We start from the raw sequence: 20654 nt of genomic DNA, 5'->3' as shown, positions 1-20654 counted from the left end.
GCCGGGCACCGCCTCTCGGGAGGAGCGCGCGGGCTGGCGCCACGCGCGGGGTCGGCGCGAGTGTAGCCAGCGGGTCTGGGCGGTGCCCGGGCAGGGGCTGGTGCGGGGCTGGTGCGGGGGTGCGGGCTGGGGTTCGTGACGGGAGAGCGACTCTGCGTCACGCCAGAGCGACTCGTCCGGGCGCCGGCGGATGAGGCCCGAGCATCGCCGCAGGTCGCGGGGCTGCGGGTGTCGGTGTGGACGCGGCGAGTCGCTGTGGCGGAACGGAGAGTCGCTGTGGCGTCACGCGCGGTCGTCGACGGGCGGCACCGGAGCCGCAGGTGGGCGGCGCGAGAGCCCGCGCACGCCCCCCGTCGGTCCGCCGTGGTAGACCGGGAGGCATGGCGACGCCCTTCCACGACCTCGACGACTACATCGCGATCCCCCGCCTCACCTCGCTCGCGCTCGCGCCCGACGGGTCCCGCCTCGTGGCGACCCAGCAGGCGCTCGACGCGAAGCGCACCGGCTACGTGACCTCCCTGTGGGAGATCGCGCTCGACGGCGAGCAGCCCGCCCGGCGCCTCACGCGCGGCGCGAAGGGCGAGAGCGGCGCGGCCTTCACGGCCACGGGCGACCTGCTGTTCGTCGCGCGCCGCGCGGAGCCGGGCACGAGCGAGGCCGACGCCAAGGCGTGCGTGTGGCGGCTGCCCGCGGGCGGGGGCGAGGCCCACGTGCTCGTGCGGCGCCCGGCCGGTGTCTCCGGGGTGCTCGCGGCGAGCGCCGCGGAGACCGTGCTCGCCGTTGCGGACACGCTCCCGAGCGCCACCGACGAGGCGAGCGAGCGCGACCTGCGCACGAGTCGTAAGGACGCCAAGGTCGCCGCGATCCTGCACAGCGGCTACCCGGTCCGCTACTGGGACCACGACCTCGGCCCCGGCGCGCCGCGCCTCTTCGCCGTCGAAAGCGCCCCGCTCCCGCCGAAGGGCGAGCACCCCGAGCCCGACGGCGAGGCACCGGCCCCCGCGGACGTCGCCGTCCCAGGCCCGGACGACGAGCGCGGCACCCGCGACCTCACGCCCGACGCGGGCCGCGCCCTCGGGGACGTCGACCTCGCCGCGGACGGGAGCTTCGCCGTCGCGCAGTGGACGGTGCCCGAGGAGCGCGGTGCGTCGCGCTCGACCCTCGTCCGGATCGACGTCGCCACCGGCGAGCGCACGGTGCTGGTGGACGACGGCGTGGGCGGCGGCGACGCCGGGCACCCGCTGATCAGCCCCGACGGCGCGTGGGTCGCCTACGTGCACGACACGCGGACCACGCCGACCGAGGCGCCGCGCGTCACGCTGCGGGTCGTCGCCAGCGACGGCGAGAACGGGACCGGCGGCCGCACGCTCGTGCCGGACTGGGATCGCTGGGCCACCCCGGCGGCGTGGCTGCCGGACTCCTCGGCGCTGCTCGTCGTCGCGGACGAGACCGGCCACGCGCCGCTGTTCCGCGTCCCGCTCCGCGAGGGCGCGAGCGCGGCGGACGTGGTGCGCCTGACGGGTGAGGGCGCCTACTCCTCGGTCGTCGTGACGCCCGACTGCGAGGCCGCCCTCGCGCTGCGGGCCTCCTACCGCTTCCCCGCCGAGGTGGTCCGGGTCGACCTCGGCTCCGTCGGGAACGGCTCCGACGGCGGTGCCGACGCGGAGGCCGACGCTGCGGTGACGCCGCTGCGCGGCCCCGTCGAGCGGCCGACGCTGCCGGGGCGGCTCGAGGACGTCGCGACCACCGTGAGTGACCCGACCGATCCAGCCGGGACCGAGGTGACGGTCCGCGGGTATCTCGCGCTGCCCGAGAGCGCCTCGTCGGACGCGCCTGCGCCGCTGCTGCTGTGGATCCACGGCGGACCGCTCGGCTCGTGGAACGCCTGGAGCTGGCGGTGGAACCCGTGGCTGCTCGTCGCGCAGGGGTACGCGGTGCTGCTGCCGGACCCGGCGCTGTCCACCGGGTACGGCCGTGACTTCGTCCAGCGCGGCTGGGGTGCGTGGGGCGAGGCGCCGTACACCGACCTCATGGCGATCACGGACGCCGTGGAGCAGCGGGCCGACGTCGACGAGACCCGGACCGCGGCGATGGGCGGCTCGTTCGGCGGCTACATGGCCAACTGGGTCGCCGGGCACACCGACCGGTTCGCCGCGATCGTCACGCACGCGAGCCTGTGGGCGCTCGACCAGTTCGGGCCGACCACCGACGCGGCGTTCTACTGGCTGGGCGAGATGACGCCGGAGATGGCCGAGAAGAACTCACCGCACCGGTTCGTCGCCTCCATCCGCACGCCGATGCTCGTGATCCACGGCGACAAGGACTACCGGGTGCCGATCGGCGAGGGGCTGCGGCTCTGGTACGAGCTGCTGGCGTCCTCGGGTCTGCCGGCGGGACCCGACGGGACCACGCCGCACCGGTTCCTCTACTTCCCGGACGAGAACCACTGGATCCTCACCCCGCAGCACGCGAAGGTCTGGTACGAGGTGGTCGAGGCGTTCCTCGCCGAGCACGTGCTGGGCCAGACACGCGTGCTGCCGGACGTGCTGGGCTGAGTCCCAGCGACGCCCGGCAGCGCTGATCGGGAGCACTGATCGGCAGTGCCGATCCACGGCGCCTGTCAGAACACCGCGCGGCCCCCGGTGACGCCGAGCACGGTGCCGCTGACGTACGAGGCCTCGTCCGAGGCGAGGAACACGTACGCGGCGGCCACCTCGACCGGCTGACCCGGGCGGCCGAGCGGGGTGTCCTCGCCGAACCCGTCGACCTTCTCCTCCCCGAACGTGGAGGGGATGAGCGGCGTCCAGATCGGACCGGGCGCGACGGCGTTCACGCGCACGCCCTTCGGGCCGAGCTCGGTCGCGAGGTTGACCATGAGGTTGTTGAGCGCCGCCTTGGTCGAGGCGTAGTCCAGCAGCGGTCCGCTCGGCTCGTACGCCTGGATCGACGTCGTGATGATGATGCTCGCGCCGGCGTCGAGGTGCGAGACGGCCGCCTTGACGAGCCAGAACGTCGCGAAGACGTTCGTCTCGTAGACCTGCTCGAGCTGCGGCGTCGAGAAGTTCTCGATCCCGCCCGGCGTGCCGTTCTGGAACGCCGCGTTGGAGACCACGACGTCGAGCCCGCCCAGGCCCTCGACGGCGAGCTCGACGAGGCGCTGGTTCGCCTCCTCGGTCCGCTGGTCGGTGGGCAGGAGGAGGCACCGGCGGCCCTCCGCCTCGACCGCGGAGGCGACCTGCTCGGCGTCGTGCTGCTCGTCGGGCAGGTAGGCGATGGCGACGTCGGCGCCCTCCTTGGCGAAGGTGAGCGCGACGGCGCGGCCGATGCCGGAGTCGCCGCCCGTGATGAGGGCGCGCTTGCCGACGAGGCGCTCGCGCGGGGTCCACGACGTCTCGCCGTGGTCGGGCACCGGGTCCATCTCGTCGGTGCGGCCGGGCCACTCCTGCTGCTGTGCGGAGACGTGGGTGGGTCGGTCGGGGGTGTCGGACACGGTTCCTCCAGAGTGCGGAGCGCGTGCGCTCCGCGGGTGAGTAACGGCGGTCAGGGGCTGCGGCGCTGCGGCGCTGCGTCGCAGCCGTGTGCGGCGGCGTCCCGCACGAGGGTGCTCGGGTGGTCCGCGCACGGGCGCCGCCGGCCGTTCCACCGTAGGCAGGCCACACGTCCGGCGACAACCTCCCTTCGGAGGCGATCTCATGGCGCTGATCGACGGCACGTCCGCGGCGGGCGCCCTCGCCGACACGACGGCGGCCCTCGCCCTGACCGGCGAGCACAGCGGCCCGCAGCCGACGTCGCGGTGGGAGGATCGCGGGCGTGAGCGACACCGCACCCGTGCTGCCCCCGCCGGCGACGACGACCAGCACTCCCTCTGTTCGGCGTCGCGTCCTGCGCGCCGCGATCTGGCTGGTCGTGGCGGTGTTCGCCTGGGTCGCCCTGGACCGCCTCATCGGACGCATCGACTGGACCGCGGTGGGCAACGCGCTCGGCCGCGTCGAACCGTGGATGGCTCTGCCGCTCCTCGCGATGCTGCTCGTGCGGCAGGTGCTCAACGCCGTCCCGCTCGTCTACTACGTCCCCGGGCTCAGCTGGGGCCGCTCGGTGCAGAACGACCTCGCCGCGAACGTCGTGGCGACCTTCGCGCCGCCGCCGGGCGACATCGTGCTGCGGATCGCGATGTTCCGGTCCTGGGGGCTGGACCCCGTGCGCGGGATGACCGGCGTGACGCTCAACTCGTTCAAGTTCTACGCCGTGCGGTTCCTGGTGCCCGGTCTCGGCCTGCTGCTGCTCACCGGGTACGAGCTCTCGCAGCGCCAGTACGTGCTGGCGCTGGCCAGCCTGCTCGTGGCCGCGGCCATCCTCGGGATGCTCGTCGCCATCCTGTCCTCGCAGTCGCTCGCGCGTCGGGCGGGGTACTGGGCCGGCCGGCTGCTGCGGACGTTCCGTCGGAGCACCGACCCCGATGCGATCGGCGACCGGGCCGTCGAGCTGCGCCACCAGGCGGCCGACAGCCTGCGCCGCGGCCTCGCGCCCTCGCTCGTGGCGCTCGTCGGGATGACCCTCGCTGACGCGACCATCCTGCTGCTCGCCCTGCGCTCGGTGGGGGTGGGGCCCGACACGCTTCCCGTGACCGAGATCCTCGGGATGGTGCTGCTGACCTACCCGCTCACCACGCTGCCGCTGTTCGGGTTCGGCGTCATCGAGGCGATCCTCATCGCCGCCTGGACGCTCACCGCGGGCGTGCTCGTGGAACCCTCGCTCGTCGCGGCGACCATCGTCTGGCGGATCGTCACGATCCTCGGGACGCTCGCGATCGGGGCGGTCGTGCTCGTGGTGTGGCGGGTGCGGGCTCGGTCCGGGTTCGGTGCGTCGGTGTCTTGAAGCCCGATCGAGGCCGGGGGCGTGAGGCCCGGTGCGCGCGGGCCCGGGGCTCTGGGCCCGGGGCCGCGAGGCCCGGTGCGCGCGGCGGCTCGCCTCGCTCACGCTCGCTCGTTCCTCGCTCGCTCCGCTACGGCTTGACGGCTTCGCCGCCGCGCGCACCGTGCCTCGCGGCTTCGCCGCTCGTCCCGCCACTCAGTCCGGCAGGCACGGCCGCTCGCTCCGACCCTGGTGGGGGATGTCAGTCGGGGGGCTGCAATGAGTCAGGGCCCCCGGTACTGGTGTACCGGGGGCCCTGACTAGTGCTGTGGGTCGTGCTGTGGCTGCTCGGGTGCCGTCAGGCGGCGTCCGAGAGCGGGTGGCCGAGCGCGGCGACCTCGTACGAGACGCGAGCGAGGTCGTCCGGGTGGGGCAGTGCGTCGATCAGGTGCGTGATCGCGACCGCCGCGTCGACGCGGGTGCAGGTGTGCGAGTCGCCGGGGCTCAGCTCGCGCACGACGAGGGCGATCTCGCCGTCGGTCAGCCGGGTCCTCTCGAGCGCCTGGACGACGACCGGCAGGTCGTGACTGGCGCATCCCCCTGCGCCCTCCGCGCGAAGCCACGCGAGCACCGAGCGCGTGCTGTCAGTGAAGCTCATCGGTCCTCCCTGAGGTCTCCTGTGGGTGGGTCAGGATGTCCAGGGTACCGGGAGAAGTGCTGGTAGGCCAGGGTGGGGCGTCAACGGAGTGTTGCCCGGCGGGTTCGGGGTCACGTCAACGGACCATTGCCGCCGGTCGTCCGGGCGGCGGGGTGCGGCCTACGCCGGGGCGCCGGGCCCGTCGCCCGCGCCCGGGGCCGCGCCCGAGGCCGACCCCGAGGGCGCGCTCGAGGCAGCCACGACCTGCGGTGAGGCCGTCGAGGCGGCGCCGGACGGCTCGGAGTCCTGCGCGACCTCGGCCGGTGCAGCGCCGTCCGCTGCCTGCGTGGGTTCGTCACCCTCCGCTGCCTGCGCGGGCGCGTCGCCCTCGGCGGGCGCCACGGTCGACGGCCAGCCGTGCCTGGCCAGGATGGCCGCGACCCGGGCGACCTCGTCCTCGCTCGGCTCCTCGAGCAGGCGGGCCTCGATGAGCGTGACGAGCTCCGCGCGCGGGAGCGGCTCGTGGGCCGGGACCGGCGAGTCCGCCGGGTGCGCGCGCTGCAGGTCCTCGACGATCGAGGCGATCTCCGCCGTCGTGAGCTGCTCGCGCCGCAGCAGGGCGAGCACCGGCGAGTAGTCCTTCGGCGGGACGCCGTCGGGGTACCCGGCCATGAGCCAGCGCAGGACGGAGCGGAGCGGGTCTGGCGTGTTCATGGGGCGTCCTTGCCGAGGGCGAGCTGCGGTCTAGAAGAGCGAGATGCCGAGGTAGTGGTCCAGGCTCTTGCGCGTGATCCACAGGACGCCGATCAGCACGGCCACGATCACGACGGCGAACACCGCCATCGCCCCGGCACGGGCGCCGGAGCTGCCGTGGCGCACGGAGCCGTCGGCGAGGGCCTCGTCGGTGCCGCGGGACCACAGCACGATGCCGAAGGAGAAGAGCGCCGGGAGGCCGGCGCCGAACACCAGTCCGGCGGCGAGCACCCGCAGGACGGCGAGGGCGGTGTCTGCGACGTTCATGGCGGCTCTCCCTGAGCTCAGGCGACCGGGGACGGGGTGGGGGAGTCGGCGGCGACCTCGTCGCTGGCCCACTCCTCGTTGACGTTGCTCGCCGTGACCGCCTGACGGCGGCTGCGCAGCCACATCCACACCGCGCCGGTGACGAGGATGCCGAAGACCACGAGGCCGCCCGCGAGGTGCGGCAGCGCGTTCGCGATGAGGAAGCAGACCGCGCCGACGAACGCGGCGGCGGGCAGCGTGATGAGCCAGGCGACGGCCATCCGGCCGGCGACGCGCCAGCGCACCGAGGCGCCCTTGCGGCCCACGCCGGTGCCGAGGATCGAGCCGGTCGCCACGTGCGTGGTGGACAGCGCCATGCCGAAGTGGCTGGAGGTGAGGATGATCGCCGCGGAGGAGGCCTCGGCCGCCATGCCCTGCGGTGACTCGAGCTCGACGAGGCCCTTGCCGAGGGTGCGGATGATCCGCCAGCCCCCGAGGTACGTGCCGGCCGCGATCGCCAGCGCGCAGGTGACGATGATCCAGACCGGCAGGCCGTTCTGCTCGATGCCCGTCGTGGTGAGCGTGCCGTGCGCGATGAGCGCGAGCGCGATCACGCCCATCGTCTTCTGCGCGTCGCCCGTGCCGTGGGCGAGCGAGACGAGCGAGGCGGTGCCGATCTGGCCCCAGCGGAAGCCCTGCTCCTTGCGCGCGGCGGCCACCGAGGACGTGATGAGGTAGACGAGCCGTGTGCCGACCGCGGCGACGACGCACGCGATCACCGGCGCGAGGAACGCCGGCAGGATGATCTTGGCCGTCACGCCGGCCCAGTTCACGCCGCTCATGCCGAGCGCCACGATGCCGGACCCGATGAGGCCGCCGAAGAGGGCGTGGGACGAGGACGACGGCAGGCCGAGCAGCCACGTCGTGAGGTTCCACAGGATGCCGCCCACCAGGCCGGCGAAGATGATCATCACCGCGGTCTCCGAGCTCAGGCCCGCCACCAGCGAGCCGTCGTCGCCCTGGATCGTCAGGACGTCCTTGGTGATCGTGAGCGCGACCTCCACCGAGAGGAACGCGCCGACGAGGTTCAGCACCGCGGAGAGGCCGACGGCTACCTTCGGGCGCAGCGCCCCGGTGGCGATGGAGGTGGCCATCGCGTTGCCGGTGTCGTGGAACCCGTTGGTGAAGTCGAAGGCCAGCGCCGTGAGCACGGTCAGGCCGAGGATGAACAGCTCGACGTCCATGCGTCGAGTCTGACAGGTCGCGACCCGCCGCCGCACCCGTCGATCACCCCGGACGGTTGAACCCACAGGATGTTCACACCGAGGTTGGGAGCGCTCACGCAGGATGCGGCCGGTGAGGGGGCCGAAGGTCCCCTCCCGAATGTGGTGCGTGCCACCTAGCCTGGGTCGCACTCGGATCCCGGAGGTCGCCATGAGCGAGGCAACGATGCCCGTCAGAACAGACCGTGTCCGCAACGTCGCCCTCGTGGGGCACGCAGGGAGCGGCACCACCACGCTGGCCGAGGCGATGCTCGTCGCCTCGGGCGCCCGCACGCGAGCGGGTCGGGTCGAGGACGGCACCACCGTCTGCGACCACGACGCGGAGGAGATCGCGCGCGGCTCCTCGGTGACCCTCGCCGTCGCCGATCTCGCGTGGACCCCGCCCGGGGGCGAGCCGCACCACGTCACCCTGCTGGACACGCCCGGCAGCCCGGACTTCGCGGGTGCGGCCGACGCCGCGCTCGCCGTCGCCGACGTCGCGCTGCTGGCCGTGTCCGCCGTCGACGGCGTGCAGCCGGGCACCCTCGCCGCATGGCGGCGGGCGGCGGAGCTGGACCTGCCCGTGATCGCGGTGATCACGAAGGAGGACAAGCAGCGGGCCGACTTCCACACCGTGCTCGTGCAGCTGCGCGAGCTCGCGGCCGGCAGCGGGATGGCCGTGGTGCCGCTCGAGCTGCCGCTGGGGGAGGAGTCCGCGCTGCACGGCCTCGCGGACGTCCTCACCGACACCGGCGTGGAGTACGACGGCGCAGGTCACCACACCGTGGCCGTCCCGGCCGACGTGGAGCAGGAGGAGCGCGCCCTGCACGAGGAGGTCGCCGAGGAGATCGTGTCCCACGACGACGCGCAGCTCGAGCGCTACCTCGACGGCGACGAGCCCGCGGCCGCCGAGCTCGAGGCGACGCTGCGCCGCGAGGTCGCCGCACGGGAGGCGCTCCCGGTGCTGCTCGTCTCGGCGCAGACCGGGGTGGGGGTGGCCGAGCTGCTCACCTACGTCTGCGAGCTCGCACCCAGCCCGGCCGACCGGCCCGCACGGGTCGTGCTCGGCCGCGGCGAGGACGCCGTGCTGCAGGAGGTCGTCGCGGACCCCGACGGCGAGCTCGTGCTCCAGGTCTTCCGCACCCTCACGGACCCGTTCGTCGGGCTCGTCTCGTTCGTCAAGGTGCTCTCGGGGTCGGTGCGCGGGAGCGCGCACCTCGTCAACGCCGCGACCGGGGCGACCGAGCGCGTGCACGCGCCCTTCCGCCTGCGCGGGGCCGAGCACCTGCCGACCGACGCCGTCGTGGCCGGGCAGATCGTCGGGGTCGCCAAGCTCACCGACTCCCCGACCGGCAGCCTGCTGGCGGCCAACCCCGGCACCGCCCGGCCCCTGCTGCCGACGCCGCCCACACCGGGCTACGCCGTCGCGCTCGTGCCCGAGCGGCCGGGCGACGAGGAGCGCCTGCCGACCGCGCTGGCGCGGCTCGTCGCGGCGGACCCGACGCTCGTCGTCGACCGCCCCGACGGGCAGACGGTGCTGCGCGGGCTCGGCGACCAGCACGTGGCCGTGGCGGTCGAGCGGATGGCGCGCCTGCTCGGCGTGCAGGTGCGCACCGAGCCGGTCCAGGTGGCCTACACGGAGACCATCGCGCGTGAGGTCGAGGTCGAGGGGCGGCTGAAGAAGCAGTCCGGCGGCCACGGGCAGTTCGCCGTCGTCCAGCTGCGCGTCTCGCCGCTCGCCCGCGGCGAGGGTCTGCGGTTCGTCGACCGGGTGGTCGGTGGGTCCGTGCCCCGGCAGTTCATCCCGGCCGTCGAGCGTGGCGTGCAGGACGCGATGGCCGGCGGCGGTCCGCGCGGCCACCGCGTGGTCGACCTCCAGGTCGAGCTGCTGGACGGCAAGGCGCACTCGGTGGACTCCTCCGAGATGGCGTTTCGCACCGCGGCGGCGAGCGGGGTGCGTGCGGCGCTCGAGCAGGGCGGCAGCGTGCTGCTCGAGCCGATGGTCGCGCTCACCGTGCGTGCGCCGCTGGACGTGCAGGGCGACGTGATGGGCGACATCGCGGCGCGCCGCGGCCAGGTGACGGGCACGTCGATGAGCGAGGACGGCGGGGACGTCGTGGTCACGGCGCGGGTGCCTGCGAGCGAGCTCGACCGCTACCTGCTCGACCTGCGCGCCATGACGCACGGGCGTGGGGAGATGGTGACCGAGCCGGCCGGCTACGAGGTGTCCACCGCACAGGCGGGGTGACCGGCTCGGGCTGCGGCGTCCGGGCAAAGAAGGGCTGGCCCGTCGGCAGGGGGCGGTCGACGGGCCAGCTGGCGGAAACCATACCTCACCCGGAAGGGTGGCGCGCCCCCGTCTTCGGCGGCGCGCCGAGCTCGCTCGATGCGCCGCCGTTAGGCTTCGCTGCGATGTCCCACGTCACCCTGCCCGAGGCGCCCGCGCCGTTGCCGCCGGACGAACCCGCGCCCGACGGCGTGCGCTCGCTCGCGCGGCGCGTGCTGCGGTCGCGCTGGACGTGGGTCACGATCGCCGCCGTCGTGCTCATGGTTCTCGTGATCGGCCTGCTCGGCGGCTGGCGCCGGGTCGCGCCCGAGGGGCTGCCCGAGGTCGCACCGGGCGAGGAGGTCGACCTCGGCCAGTTCCGGATCGTGGCGACGGGCTGGACGGTCTACGAGCACGTCGACACCTGGGATCCGGACGAGGTCACGCCGATGCTCGCGCTCGGCCTCACCGTGACGAACACCGGCGGGTACACGGCCGGTCTTCCCCTGTCGATGTTCGAGCTGCCGGGCGTCGCGGTCGACACCGTCACGGGCGAGACGCACCGGTCCGGCGAGCTGGACGCGACCTGGACGCTCGCGCCCGACGTCACGCTCGACGTCGTCGTGCTCTACGAGATGCTCGACGGCGCGCAGCCGCCGAGCGGGGACGACCCGCTCGAGCTGGTGCTCGTCGAGTACGACTACCACCCGCACGCGCTCAACGGCGAGGAGGGCTGGTGGCCCGTGCAGGCGGTCGGCACCGTGGCGCTGCCACGCGACGACGCCGTGGCGGAGACGATGACCGCGGCCCTGGCGCGCGAGCTCGCCGGCGACGACGCCGGCACCGACGCGGACGACGCAGCCGGGAGCGACGGATGACCACCGCGACCCAGCCCGAGGCCCAGCCCGAGTCCCAGCCCGGCGCCAGCTCGCGCCGTCCCGCCGGGGCGAGGGTCGCCGTCGTCGCCGTGCTGGCGGCGCTCGTGCTCGGCCTCGGCTGGTTCCAGGGCAACCGGCCGGACGCGGTCGGCACCCGGGAGGTGCCCGGCGTCCTCGACGAGCCGGTCGACGCCGCCGGCGCCCGCATCGTGGTCGGCGCACCGCACCAGGCGGACGTCGTGCGCGTCACGAACGACTTCGACACGACGACCGAGCTCACCACGCCGGGCACGTTCCTGCTCGTGCGAGTGGCGTACCAGGGGGTCAGCCGACCCGTCGGGATGAAGAGGGTCGCGTTCCAGGCCGCCGACGGGCGCGTCTTCTACCCCGACGACCGTCAGCCGACGCCCTGGATCCTCGACGCGCAGGTGGGCCAGTGGTGGTTCACGGAGGTCGTGCTCGAGCTGCCGGCCGACGCCGTCGGCGACGGCCTCGTCGTCGTCATGCCGGAGAGCCCGACCACGGGCCTGCCGCTCGAGGTGGCGGTGGTGCCCGTGACCGACGCCGACATCGTCCGCGAGGACGGCCCGGTCGACGTGATCGAGCCGCAGTGGGTCCTCGAGGAGGAGGAGTGACCGAGACCCTGATCGAGGCCCTGACCCCGCCGGGGGCTGCGGCGCGGCGTTCCCCTGGCCGCGGCCGCACCGCGCTCGTCGCCGTCCTGTCGATCCTCGGCATCGTCGCGGGCGCGGTGAGCATCGCCTGGACGCCGGTGGAGAGCTGGCTCAACACCAACGGCGTGCGTCGCACGCCGATCCGCGACGACGGCGTCGGCTGGATCGGGTCGTTCGGCCTGCGGCTGGACTCGGTGGCGTCCGCCCAGACGGTGGTCGGCCCCTACGACGAGTGGACGGTCCCGGACGGCTTCACCGCGTGGATCGTCACGATCGCCATCGTCGGTCTGCCACCCGAGGAGGACGACGGGTCCTACCCCGAGGGCGAGATCAGCGGCTCGGCCGACCTCCTCGTGCACGCCGACGACGGCAACGCCTACTCCCAGCCGTCCTACCTCCCCTCGGGACTCACCTCCGAGGGTTCCCTCATGTACCTGCCGAGCGAGCTGGGTTCGTTCGAGCAGATCGTCGTGATGGCTGACGGCGTGCGTCCGGTCACGGTCGACGTGGTCCCGCGGTATCCCTCGAACCCCTACTGGTCGTTCCCCGTCCCGGAGAGCTGAGCCGGCGGGACACCGATCGGCTGGACGACCTCGACCTGCGCGTTCTCGAGCGTCTGGCCGAGGCTCGGTGGCCGCCCCTGGGTGAGGCCTCGCTGGAGCGCCGTCCCGAGCCCCGCGAGCCGAAGGGCTCGGTCCGCCGCCGCGGCGACGACCGCCACCGTGAGCGTCAGGGTCACGACCGTGATGCACGCCTCGACCAGCACCGAGACCGGCCCCCAGTCGGAGCGGCGTGTCAGCGGCAGGAGCTCCGCGAGCCACCAGATCGGGTACTGGACCTGCTGCACCAGCCCGAACGCGACGCAGTACACGAGCACCGGGACAGGTCCGAGGGCGAGGACGAGTCCGCCCGCTCCGCCGAGCGCGTCCCAGCGGCCCTCGGGCTCGGTCAAGCGGGCCCATGAGCGCTCCAGACGCGCGAGGTCCGTGCCGCGTCCGGTACCGCGGCGCAGGCGGACCACGCTCGTGACGCGCTGCTGCGCGGCGGACGTCAGTCGCGCGGCGCGCTCGGCGACGCCGGCGACGTCGCCGAAGCGGGAGCCGTAGACGATCGCGGCGAGCGCGAGCCACACGAGGGGCACGACCAGCCCGGCGACGACGGCGCCGACGAGCACCCCGCCCGCGGTGGCGAGCCCGCCGACCACACCCGTGACGTCGGGCAGGCCCAGCCCGGTCCACCACGCCGACACGGCGTGCACGACGGCGCGCTCGGACCACCAGGTGCCGAACTCGTCCTGGATCGCCGAGAGCGAGACGACGGCGAGCACGATCCAGACGATCTCGGCGTACGCCACGAGGACCCGCAGCACGCCGGCCAGCACGCGGGCCGGGAGCCCGGCCGGCTGCCCGCTCGACTCGCGCGCGTTCTTCCAGCGATCGAGCAGCCACGCACCGCCGACCCGGAGCAGGAACGCGACGGCCACGATCACCAGGACCGTGATCGAGAGGCTGTCCGGGATCGTGTTCCCGGCGTCGCCCGGGTCGTCCAGCGACCACAGCTGGGAGAAGAACGCCTGGTCGAGGTACTCCAGGCGCTGCGCGCGCAGCGAACCGTCCTGCTCGTAGATGAGCAGGTAGATGAGGAGGGCGCTGCCGAGCACACCGAGGCCGCCCGCGGACGCCGTGCGGTCGGCCCGTCGGCCCACCAGCAGCAGCATCGCGGCGACCGTGCCGAACGCGACGGCCGGGGCGAGCGCGAAGACGAGGATGCCCAGCACGGCGTCCACGCCCGCGAGGGTCGGCGCGAGGTAGATCGCGATCCGCTCGCGCAGCGCGAGCCCCACGGTCGCGACGGCGAGCAGGGGCAGTCCGTAGTGCAGCAGGATCCGGCCGGCCGTCGAGACGAGCGCGCGCGCCTCCGCGGCGGCGGTCGCGACTGCTCCGCGCGGGGGCGCGGCGGGCCCGGGCCCGAGGTCCGAGGCGTCGGGCTCGCCGTCGGGCGCGGTGCTGTGCGGGGCGTCCGGCCGAGGTGGGACGACGGGAGGGGCGGGCTCGCCGTCGGGCGCGGTGCTGTGCGGGGCGTCCGGCCGAGGTGGGACGACGGGAGGGGCGGGCTCGCCGTCGGGCGCTGGAACCTGGCGAGCGTCCGGCCGCGGCGGGACCACGGGGTCGCTCACGTGGTGCCCGGACCGTCGTCGAGGCGCGACGCGATCCAGCGCAGCACGGTGTCCTCGTACTCGGCACGGGGTCGGGGTGCGGAGAGGGCGAGGTCGTGCAGGCCGCCCGGCACCGTGCGCAGCGTGACGTCGCGAGCGAGGTGCGGCACCACGCGCCACATGTGGCGCACGTCGAGCACCGTGTCCGTGGAGCGCAGCTCCGCGGGGCTCGGCCGTCGCCCGGCGATGCCGCCGCTGCGGCTCGACGTGCACAGGAGCACCGGGAGGTTGAGGCGGAGTCCGCGCGCGACCTCGTGGTGGGCGCGGCGGATCGCGAGGAGCCAGCCGGCCCGCACGGGGAACCCCTCGACGGGCTTGAGCGTGAGGTCGAAGTCCCACGCCCCGCCCGTGCTCGCGTGGATCGACCGGCCGTAGTCGCTGCCGAGGCTGGCGACGACCCGCTCGGGTGCTCGGCTGGAGACCGCGGCGGCCAGCGGCGTGCTCGTGAGGCGGCGCAGCGCGGTGTCGTTGACGTCGAACCAGGGGCTGTTGAGGACGAGCGCGTCGACGGCGCCCGCGTTCCGCTGGACGAACAGGGACGTCACGAGGCCGCCGGTGGAGTGCCCGAGGAGTACCACCTGCTCGTGCCCCTCCGCGCGGATCACGGCGAGGGCGGCGAGCAGCTCCTCGTCGTACTCGGCGAGGTCGCGCACGTCGCCGGGCAGGTGGCCCGGGCGCAGCGACCGGCCGTACCGGCGCAGGTCGAGCGCGTAGAAGTCCAGCGCGCCGCCCTCGGCGATCCGTCGGGCGTGCTCGGCCTGGAAGAAGTAGTCCGAGAACCCGTGCACGTACAGCACGGCGCGGCGGTGCGTGGGGTCGCCGAGCCGGACGAGGGTCGCCTCGAGGTCCTGTGCGCCGCGGGCGTCGGGGCGCAGGGGGAGGCTCGCGCTGCGGAAGTCGCCGCCGAGCAGGTCGGGTCCGTAGGTCGTCGCCGGAGGGAGCGCCATGGACAGCGAGGGTATCGGCGACCGGCCGGGGCGTCGCGCCGCGTGCGGTCCGACGGCCGGTCGCGACGCCGTTCGTTCACCTGGCTCCGGCACAATCGCCCCGACACGAGGAGAACGGTGACCCAGGAACCCCCGGCCACGGCCGGAACGGCGCTGCTCGACGCGACACCGCTCGCGCCCGCCCCGCGAACCCTGCTCGACGTGCTCCGCGCGACCGCGGCGGAGCACCCCGACGCCCCCGCACTCGACGACGGCGGAGGGTTCGTCGGCGCCGGGAGTGGCGCTGCCGCGGGCCGTACCGGCCCGGACGGCGTCCCGGCCGTGCTCCCGCCGGGGATGTCGGGCGAGGTCGGCGAGCCTGCCACCGAGGATGCGCGCGCCTCCTATCTCACCTACACCGAGCTGCTCGACGTCGTGCTCGCCCGGGCGCAGGAGCTGCGCGCGGCGGGGGTGCGGCGCGGCGACCGCGTCGGTGTCCGGCTGCCCTCGGGGGACCGTTCGCTGTACGTCGAGATCCTCGCCGTGATCGCGGCGGGTGCGGCCTACGTGCCCGTCGACGCCGACGACCCGGAGGAGCGCGCGACGCTCGTGTTCCGCGAGGCCGACGTCGTGGGCGTCGTCGAGCGGCCCGGCACCCTGCGCCTGGTGCGCGGCACGCACGCGCTGACCGGCGCCGTCGCGGGGACGAGCGCGGGCGCGATCCAGCACGCAGCGCGCGCGGACGACGGCGAGCCCACCGTCGACGACGACGCGTGGATCATCTTCACCTCCGGCTCGACCGGCACGCCCAAGGGCGTCGCGGTGAGCCACCGCAGCGCGGCCGCGTTCGTGGACGCCGAGGCCGACCTCTTCCTCGCGGGCGACCCGCTCGGACCGGGCGACCGGGTGCTGGCCGGTCTCTCGGTGGCGTTCGACGCGAGCTGCGAGGAGATGTGGCTCGCGTGGCGCAGCGGCGCGTGCCTCGTGCCCGCCCCGCGCGCGCTCGTCCGGTCCGGCGAGGACCTCGGGCCGTGGCTCGAGCGGCGCGGCATCACCGCCGTCTCCACGGTGCCCACCCTCGCGGCGCTGTGGCCCGCCGAGTCCATCGAGAACGTGCGCCTGCTCATCTTCGGCGGCGAGGCGTGCCCGCCCGAGCTCGCCGCGCGTCTGGTCGGGGAGGGCCGTGAGGTCTGGAACACCTACGGGCCCACCGAGGCGACCGTCGTCGCGTGCGCCGCGCCGCTCGACGGAGCCGGCCCCGTACGGATCGGGCTGCCGCTCGCGGGCTGGTCGCTCGCCGTCGTGAACCGCGAGGGCGCGCTCGTCGGCGACGGCGAGGTCGGCGAGCTGGTGATCGGCGGCGTCGGGCTCGCGCGCTACCTCGACCCCGCGAAGGACGCCGAGAAGTACGCGCCGCTGCCGGCGCTGGGCTGGGAGCGCGCCTACCGCTCGGGCGACCTCGTGCGTTACGAGCCCGAGGGGCTGCTCTTCGTCGGCCGCGCCGACGATCAGGTGAAGATCGGCGGTCGGCGCATCGAGCTCGGTGAGGTCGAGAACGCGCTTCAGCGTCTGCCCGGGGTGACGGGCGCCGCCGCGGCCGTGCGGCGCTCGGCGGCCGGGACCCCGCTGCTCGTGGGCTACCTCGCCGTCACCGACGCGTTCGAGCGGCAGGCCGCGCGGGCCGCGCTTGCCGCGGAGCTCCCCTCCGCGCTCGTGCCGCTGCTCGCCGTCGTTCCCGATCTCCCGACGCGCACCTCCGGCAAGGTCGACAAGGACGCGCTGCCCTGGCCGCTGCCCGGCGTCGGCGCCGGCGCAGAGGGCGGCGCCGCAGGTGTGCCCGCGGAGCACGCGTGGCTCGCCGAGCAGTGGGAGGCGGTGCTCGGCCTGCCCGTGCCGAGCGTGGACGCCGACTTCTTCGACCTCGGCGGCGGCTCGCTCGCGGCGGCGCAGCTCGTCTCGCGCCTGCGCACCCGGCTGCCCGAGGTCACCGTGGCCGACCTGTACGACCGGCCGCGGTTCGGCGCGATGGCCGCCATGGTCGGCGAGCTCGACGCTGAGCACGACGGCGAGCCCGCCTCGTTCACCCGGCCCGCGCCCACGCCGCGGCGCACCCAGGTCCTGCAGACGCTGACGGCCGTCCCGCTGCTCGTGCTCCAGGGCGTGCGGTGGCTCATGTGGGTCCTGCTCGCGAGCAACCTCGTGGTGCTCGCCGGGCCGGACGCGCTGGGCCCCGACCTGCTGCCGGTCACGTCGTGGTGGGTGCTCGTGCCCGCGCTGCTCGTGCTCGGCACGCCGTGGGGCCGGATGGCGGTGGCCGCGGTGTCGGCGCGGCTGCTGCTCGCCGGGGTGCGTGCGGGGGACCACCCACGCGGGGGGCAGGTGCACATGCGGCTCTGGCTCGCCGAGCAGATCGCCCACCAGGTCGACGCCGTGAGCCTCGCCGGCGCGCCCTGGGTGGTGATGTACGCGCGAGCGTTGGGCGCGAAGGTCGGCAGGCACGTCGTGCTGCACACGCTTCCGCCGGTCACGGGCATGCTCGAGGTGGGCGACGGCGCGTCGATCGAGCCCGAGGTCGACCTCGCCGGCTACTGGGTCGACGGCGAGACCGTCCGGATCGGGAGCATCGAGGTGGGCCGCGGCGCGACCGTCGGCGCCCGCAGCACGCTCGCGCCCGGCGCCCGGATCGGCAAGGGCGCCCACGTGGCGCCCGGGTCGGCCGTCTTCGGCAAGGTGCGCGCGGGGACGACGTGGGGCGGGTCGCCCGCGATGCGGCTCGCCGACACCGGCGACGACTGGCCGCGGCACTCCCCGCCCTCGCACCAGGGCTGGCGCTGGGCGTACGCGGTGTCCGCCGTCGGGCTCGCGCTCCTGCCGCTGGTCTCGCTCGGCTCGGGGGGACTCCTCGTCGTCCACGGCGCGCGGGAGGCGCAGACGTGGGGCGAGCTCGCCGTCGCCGCCGTGCGGTGGCTCGTGCCCGCCACGCTGCTCGCGGGCGCGGTGTTCGCGGTGCTCGTCGTCGGGGCGGTGCGACTGCTCGCGATCGGGCTGGTGGCGGGCGACCACCCGGTGCACTCGCGCGTCGCCTGGCAGGCGTGGACGACCGAGCGGCTGCTCGACCTCGCGCGCACGATCCTGTTCCCGATCTACTCCAGCCTCGCGACGCCCCTGTGGCTGCGCCTGCTCGGCGCCAAGGTGGGCCGACACGTCGAGGCGTCGACCGTGCTGCTCATCCCCTCGATGACCACCGTCGCCGACGGCGCGTTCCTCGCCGACGACACCATGGTCGCCTCCTACGAGCTGCGCCGCGGCTGGCTGCGCATCGCCCCAGCGCGGATCGGCAAGCGCGCGTTCCTCGGCAACTCCGGGATGGCGGGTGCGGGCCACACGGTGCCGAAGGACGGCCTGGTTGCCGTGCTGTCGATCGCGCCCGCGAAGGCCAAGGCGGGCTCGTCGTGGCTCGGGTCGCCGCCGGTCCGGTTGCGCCGGGTGGCAGCCGCCGTCGACGAGCGCCTCACGTACGCCCCCGACCCCTCGCTGCGCGTGCGGCGTGCGCTGTGGGAGGCGTGCCGCGTCGTCCCGGTCCTGCTCACGTGCGGGCTGGGCCTCGCGGTGCTGCTGACCCTCGCCGCGCTGTCCGGCTGGTGGGGGTTCTGGTGGGCCGCCCTGGCCTCGGGCGTGGTCCTCACGCTCGCGGCCGTGGTAGCCGCGCTCGTCACGACGGCGGCGAAGTGGCTCCTCGTCGGCCCGATCCGGTCCGGTGAGCACCCGCTGTGGTCCTCGTTCGTCTGGCGTACCGAGGTGGCCGACACGTTCACCGAGATGCTCGCCGCGCCGTGGTTCGCGAACTCGGCCAGCGGGACGCCGGCGCTCGCGCTCTGGCTGCGCTCGCTCGGGGTGCGGATCGGACGCGGCGTGTGGTGCGAGTCCTACTGGTTCCCCGAGCCGGACCTCGTGGTGCTCGGCGACGGCGCGACCGTGAACCGCGGCTGCGTGGTGCAGACGCACCTCTTCCACGACCGCGTCATGAGCGTCGACACCGTGACGCTCGGCGAGGGCGCGACGCTCGGGCCGCACAGCGTGATCCTGCCGGCGGCGTCGATCGGGGCCCACGCGACCGTCGGGCCCGCCTCGCTCGTCATGCGCGGGGAGACCGTGCCGGTCGGGAGCCGATGGAGCGGGAACCCGATCGGGCCGTGGCGCTCGGTGCGCGTGCGGGCGTACCAGGAGGTGTGAGGGGCTCGGCTGCGTCGGGCTGCGTCGGGCTGCGTCAGGCTGCGTCAGGCGGCCACCGACGCGGCTGGTGACACGCGGCCGTCACACGCACCGCTTAGGCTCGGCGAGTCCCGCACCACCCGACCTCCTGACCGCTCCAGCCCGACCGCCAGCCGAACGGACCAGACGTACCGATGCCGAAGTCACGCGTCGCCCGCAAGAACGAGTTCCACACCGGTCCGCACGACCCCGCCTCGCACCCCGCGGGGATCGTCGCCGACGCGTACGCCCCCGACAGCGGCAACCCCGGCTACCACGTCGAGCTCTACGACCTCGAGCTGGACTACCGCGTCCGGACGAACCGGCTCGTCGGCGTCGCCGTGCTCTCGGTCGTGGCGACCGAGCACCTCGTGCGGCTCGAGCTCGATCTCGTGGGGCTCAAGGCGAGCGAGGTCCGGGTCAACGGCAAGCGTGTGCGGCACCTCGAGACGGCGACCAAGGTCAAGCTGGTGCTTCCGGAAGCGATCCCGGCCGGTACCCGGTTCACGGTCGAGGTCGACTACGGCGGCAAGCCGGTTCCGCGACGCACGCGCTGGGGCCGGATCGGCTGGGAGGAGCTCACCGACGGCGCCCTCGTCGCCTCGCAGCCGACCGGTGCTCCCACGTGGTTCCCGTGCAACGATCACCCGGCGCAGAAGTCCCGCTACCGGATCTCCGTGTCGTGCGAGCGCGAGTACCGGGTCGTCACGAACGGTGTGCCGGGCGGGCACACCGAGCGCGCCGGCCGGCGGACCTGGCGCTACTACCAGGACATCCCCGCCGCGCCCTATCTCGCCACCGTGCAGATCGGCCGCTACGACGAGGAGCACCTCGACCTCGACGGCGTGCCGGGGTCGCTCTACTACCCGCAGCGACTGCGCTCCCGCGTGCGGCACGACATCGCGCAGCGGGTGCCCTCGATGATGCGGACGTTCGTCGACGCCTTCGGGCCCTACCCGCTGGCCAAGTACGTGGTCGTCGTGACGGACGACGTCCTGGAGATCCCGATCGAGGCCCAGGGCATGGCGACCTTCGGCGCCAACCACGCCGACGGCAACGGCGGCTCGGACCGCCTCATCGCACACGAGCTCGCCCACCAGTGGTTCGGCAACTCGGTCGGCGTCGCGCGGTGGCAGGACATCTGGCTCAACGAGGGGTTCGCCTGCTACGCCGAGTGGATCTGGTCCGAGGCGTCGGGCGGTCCGACCGCCCACGCGCGTGCCCTCGCCTACTACGCGAAGGTCAAGGCCCAGCCGCAGGACCTCCTCGTCGCCGACCCGGGTGCGGCCCGGATGTTCGACGACCGCGTGTACAAGCGCGGCGCGCTCACCGTGCACGCGCTGCGGCGCACCCTCGGCGAGGAGGTGTTCTTCGCCGTCGTGCGCTCGTGGACGCAGGCGCACCGGCACGGGACGGCGACCACCGAGGACTTCGAGGCGTACGTGGCGCGGGAGACCGGGCGCGACCTCGGCGGGCTGTTCGACGCCTGGCTGCGGACGCCCGCGCTGCCGCAGCTGCCGTAGCTGCGGGGCCAGCGCCGACGTCTTCCGCCACAGCGACTCTGCGTCACGCGACAGCGACTGAGTCCCGACTGGCCGCGCGTCCCATCGCGCTGACCTGCGATGACGCCATGCGGCGCGGCCGTGCGAACCGCCTGAGTCGCTGCGGCGTGACGGACAGTCGCTGTGGCGTCAC

The 20654-nt window shown here is 74.6% G+C and carries 15 protein-coding genes; 8 read left to right on the top strand and 7 right to left on the bottom strand.

All coding sequences use genetic code 11. The annotated features are described in order from the left end of the window. The first annotated feature begins 380 nt into the window (after positions 1–380). Entirely contained in the window at positions 381–2555 is a 2175-nt protein-coding gene (locus tag AC3AQ1_RS07320; RefSeq protein ID WP_108718449.1) for a S9 family peptidase, read from the top strand. A gap of 65 nt (positions 2556–2620) precedes the next feature. Here AC3AQ1_RS07320 and AC3AQ1_RS07315 read toward each other — a convergent pair whose 3' ends face one another. Continuing rightward, entirely contained in the window at positions 2621–3418 is a 798-nt protein-coding gene (locus AC3AQ1_RS07315) for an SDR family oxidoreductase (protein WP_108720060.1), read from the bottom strand. A 392-nt stretch (positions 3419–3810) separates the two neighbouring features. Here AC3AQ1_RS07315 and AC3AQ1_RS07310 point away from each other — a divergent pair, with 392 nt between their 5' ends. Beyond that, entirely contained in the window at positions 3811–4875 is a 1065-nt protein-coding gene (locus AC3AQ1_RS07310; protein WP_159096431.1) for a lysylphosphatidylglycerol synthase domain-containing protein, read from the top strand. A gap of 334 nt (positions 4876–5209) precedes the next feature. On the opposite strand, the gene AC3AQ1_RS07305 is transcribed toward AC3AQ1_RS07310, so the two are convergent. The 4 genes from AC3AQ1_RS07305 to AC3AQ1_RS07290 form a co-directional block, all read right to left on the bottom strand. Further along, complete coding sequence (locus AC3AQ1_RS07305; protein ID WP_108718447.1) at positions 5210–5509, bottom strand: DUF3349 domain-containing protein; 300 nt, start codon at positions 5507–5509, stop codon at positions 5210–5212. 159 nt (positions 5510–5668) lie between these two features. After that, positions 5669–6202, bottom strand: coding sequence for a DUF3349 domain-containing protein (locus tag AC3AQ1_RS07300; protein ID WP_108718446.1), 534 nt, complete (start codon positions 6200–6202; stop codon positions 5669–5671). A 30-nt stretch (positions 6203–6232) separates the two neighbouring features. Beyond that, complete coding sequence (locus tag AC3AQ1_RS07295; protein WP_108718445.1) at positions 6233–6508, bottom strand: hypothetical protein; 276 nt, start codon at positions 6506–6508, stop codon at positions 6233–6235. A gap of 17 nt (positions 6509–6525) precedes the next feature. After that, on the bottom strand, positions 6526–7731 hold the full coding sequence (locus AC3AQ1_RS07290; RefSeq protein WP_108718444.1) for an inorganic phosphate transporter: 1206 nt from the start codon (positions 7729–7731) through the stop codon (positions 6526–6528). A gap of 190 nt (positions 7732–7921) precedes the next feature. On the opposite strand from AC3AQ1_RS07290, the gene AC3AQ1_RS07285 reads away from it, so the two are divergent. The 4 genes from AC3AQ1_RS07285 (at position 7922) to AC3AQ1_RS07270 (ending at position 12130) form a co-directional block, all read left to right on the top strand. After that, positions 7922–9997, top strand: a complete 2076-nt coding sequence (locus AC3AQ1_RS07285; RefSeq protein ID WP_108718443.1) for an elongation factor G — start codon at positions 7922–7924, stop codon at positions 9995–9997. A gap of 164 nt (positions 9998–10161) precedes the next feature. Next, positions 10162–10893 (top strand): hypothetical protein, encoded by a 732-nt coding sequence (locus AC3AQ1_RS07280; protein ID WP_108718442.1) that lies wholly within the window; start codon positions 10162–10164, stop codon positions 10891–10893. Beyond that, the gene (locus tag AC3AQ1_RS07275) at positions 10890–11528 is read left to right on the top strand and encodes a hypothetical protein (RefSeq protein WP_108718441.1); all 639 of its coding nucleotides are present in this window, start codon (positions 10890–10892) and stop codon (positions 11526–11528) included. Before AC3AQ1_RS07280 ends, AC3AQ1_RS07275 begins: the two co-directional genes overlap by 4 nt. Further along, positions 11525–12130 carry a hypothetical protein gene (locus AC3AQ1_RS07270; protein WP_108718440.1) on the top strand — a complete coding sequence of 202 codons (606 nt, stop codon included), beginning with the start codon at positions 11525–11527 and terminating at the stop codon, positions 12128–12130. Before AC3AQ1_RS07275 ends, AC3AQ1_RS07270 begins: the two co-directional genes overlap by 4 nt. On the opposite strand, the gene AC3AQ1_RS07265 is transcribed toward AC3AQ1_RS07270, so the two are convergent. Together AC3AQ1_RS07265 and AC3AQ1_RS07260 are read right to left on the bottom strand one after the other, a co-directional pair. Beyond that, positions 12100–13743, bottom strand: coding sequence for a hypothetical protein (locus AC3AQ1_RS07265; RefSeq protein ID WP_159096430.1), 1644 nt, complete (start codon positions 13741–13743; stop codon positions 12100–12102). The genes AC3AQ1_RS07270 and AC3AQ1_RS07265 overlap by 31 nt on opposite strands. Further along, entirely contained in the window at positions 13740–14729 is a 990-nt protein-coding gene (locus tag AC3AQ1_RS07260; RefSeq protein ID WP_108718438.1) for an alpha/beta hydrolase, read from the bottom strand. The genes AC3AQ1_RS07265 and AC3AQ1_RS07260 overlap by 4 nt, the downstream gene beginning before the upstream one ends. A gap of 117 nt (positions 14730–14846) precedes the next feature. On the opposite strand from AC3AQ1_RS07260, the gene AC3AQ1_RS07255 reads away from it, so the two are divergent. Together AC3AQ1_RS07255 and AC3AQ1_RS07250 are read left to right on the top strand one after the other, a co-directional pair. After that, the gene (locus AC3AQ1_RS07255; protein WP_234417875.1) at positions 14847–18941 is read left to right on the top strand and encodes a Pls/PosA family non-ribosomal peptide synthetase; all 4095 of its coding nucleotides are present in this window, start codon (positions 14847–14849) and stop codon (positions 18939–18941) included. 173 nt (positions 18942–19114) lie between these two features. Continuing rightward, the gene (locus AC3AQ1_RS07250) at positions 19115–20482 is read left to right on the top strand and encodes a M1 family metallopeptidase (protein ID WP_108718437.1); all 1368 of its coding nucleotides are present in this window, start codon (positions 19115–19117) and stop codon (positions 20480–20482) included. The last annotated feature ends 172 nt before the right edge of the window (positions 20483–20654 follow it).

Source organism: Miniimonas sp. S16 (genome assembly GCF_057748195.1).
This window is presented reverse-complemented; position numbering and strand designations above follow the sequence as displayed.

What these genes read in the sequence shown, in the direction of transcription:
- AC3AQ1_RS07275 (WP_108718441.1), top strand. Translation starts at nt 10,890, where the DNA reads ATGACCACCGCGACCCAGCCCGAGGCCCAGCCCGAGTCCCAGCCCGGC.
- AC3AQ1_RS07300 (WP_108718446.1), bottom strand. Translation starts at nt 6,202, where the DNA reads ATGAACACGCCAGACCCGCTCCGCTCCGTCCTGCGCTGGCTCATGGCC.
- AC3AQ1_RS07305 (WP_108718447.1), bottom strand. Translation starts at nt 5,509, where the DNA reads ATGAGCTTCACTGACAGCACGCGCTCGGTGCTCGCGTGGCTTCGCGCG.
- AC3AQ1_RS07295 (WP_108718445.1), bottom strand. Translation starts at nt 6,508, where the DNA reads ATGAACGTCGCAGACACCGCCCTCGCCGTCCTGCGGGTGCTCGCCGCC.
- AC3AQ1_RS07315 (WP_108720060.1), bottom strand. Translation starts at nt 3,418, where the DNA reads ATGGACCCGGTGCCCGACCACGGCGAGACGTCGTGGACCCCGCGCGAG.
- AC3AQ1_RS07285 (WP_108718443.1), top strand. Translation starts at nt 7,922, where the DNA reads ATGAGCGAGGCAACGATGCCCGTCAGAACAGACCGTGTCCGCAACGTC.
- AC3AQ1_RS07280 (WP_108718442.1), top strand. Translation starts at nt 10,162, where the DNA reads ATGTCCCACGTCACCCTGCCCGAGGCGCCCGCGCCGTTGCCGCCGGAC.
- AC3AQ1_RS07290 (WP_108718444.1), bottom strand. Translation starts at nt 7,731, where the DNA reads ATGGACGTCGAGCTGTTCATCCTCGGCCTGACCGTGCTCACGGCGCTG.
- AC3AQ1_RS07260 (WP_108718438.1), bottom strand. Translation starts at nt 14,729, where the DNA reads ATGGCGCTCCCTCCGGCGACGACCTACGGACCCGACCTGCTCGGCGGC.
- AC3AQ1_RS07320 (WP_108718449.1), top strand. Translation starts at nt 381, where the DNA reads ATGGCGACGCCCTTCCACGACCTCGACGACTACATCGCGATCCCCCGC.
- AC3AQ1_RS07250 (WP_108718437.1), top strand. Translation starts at nt 19,115, where the DNA reads ATGCCGAAGTCACGCGTCGCCCGCAAGAACGAGTTCCACACCGGTCCG.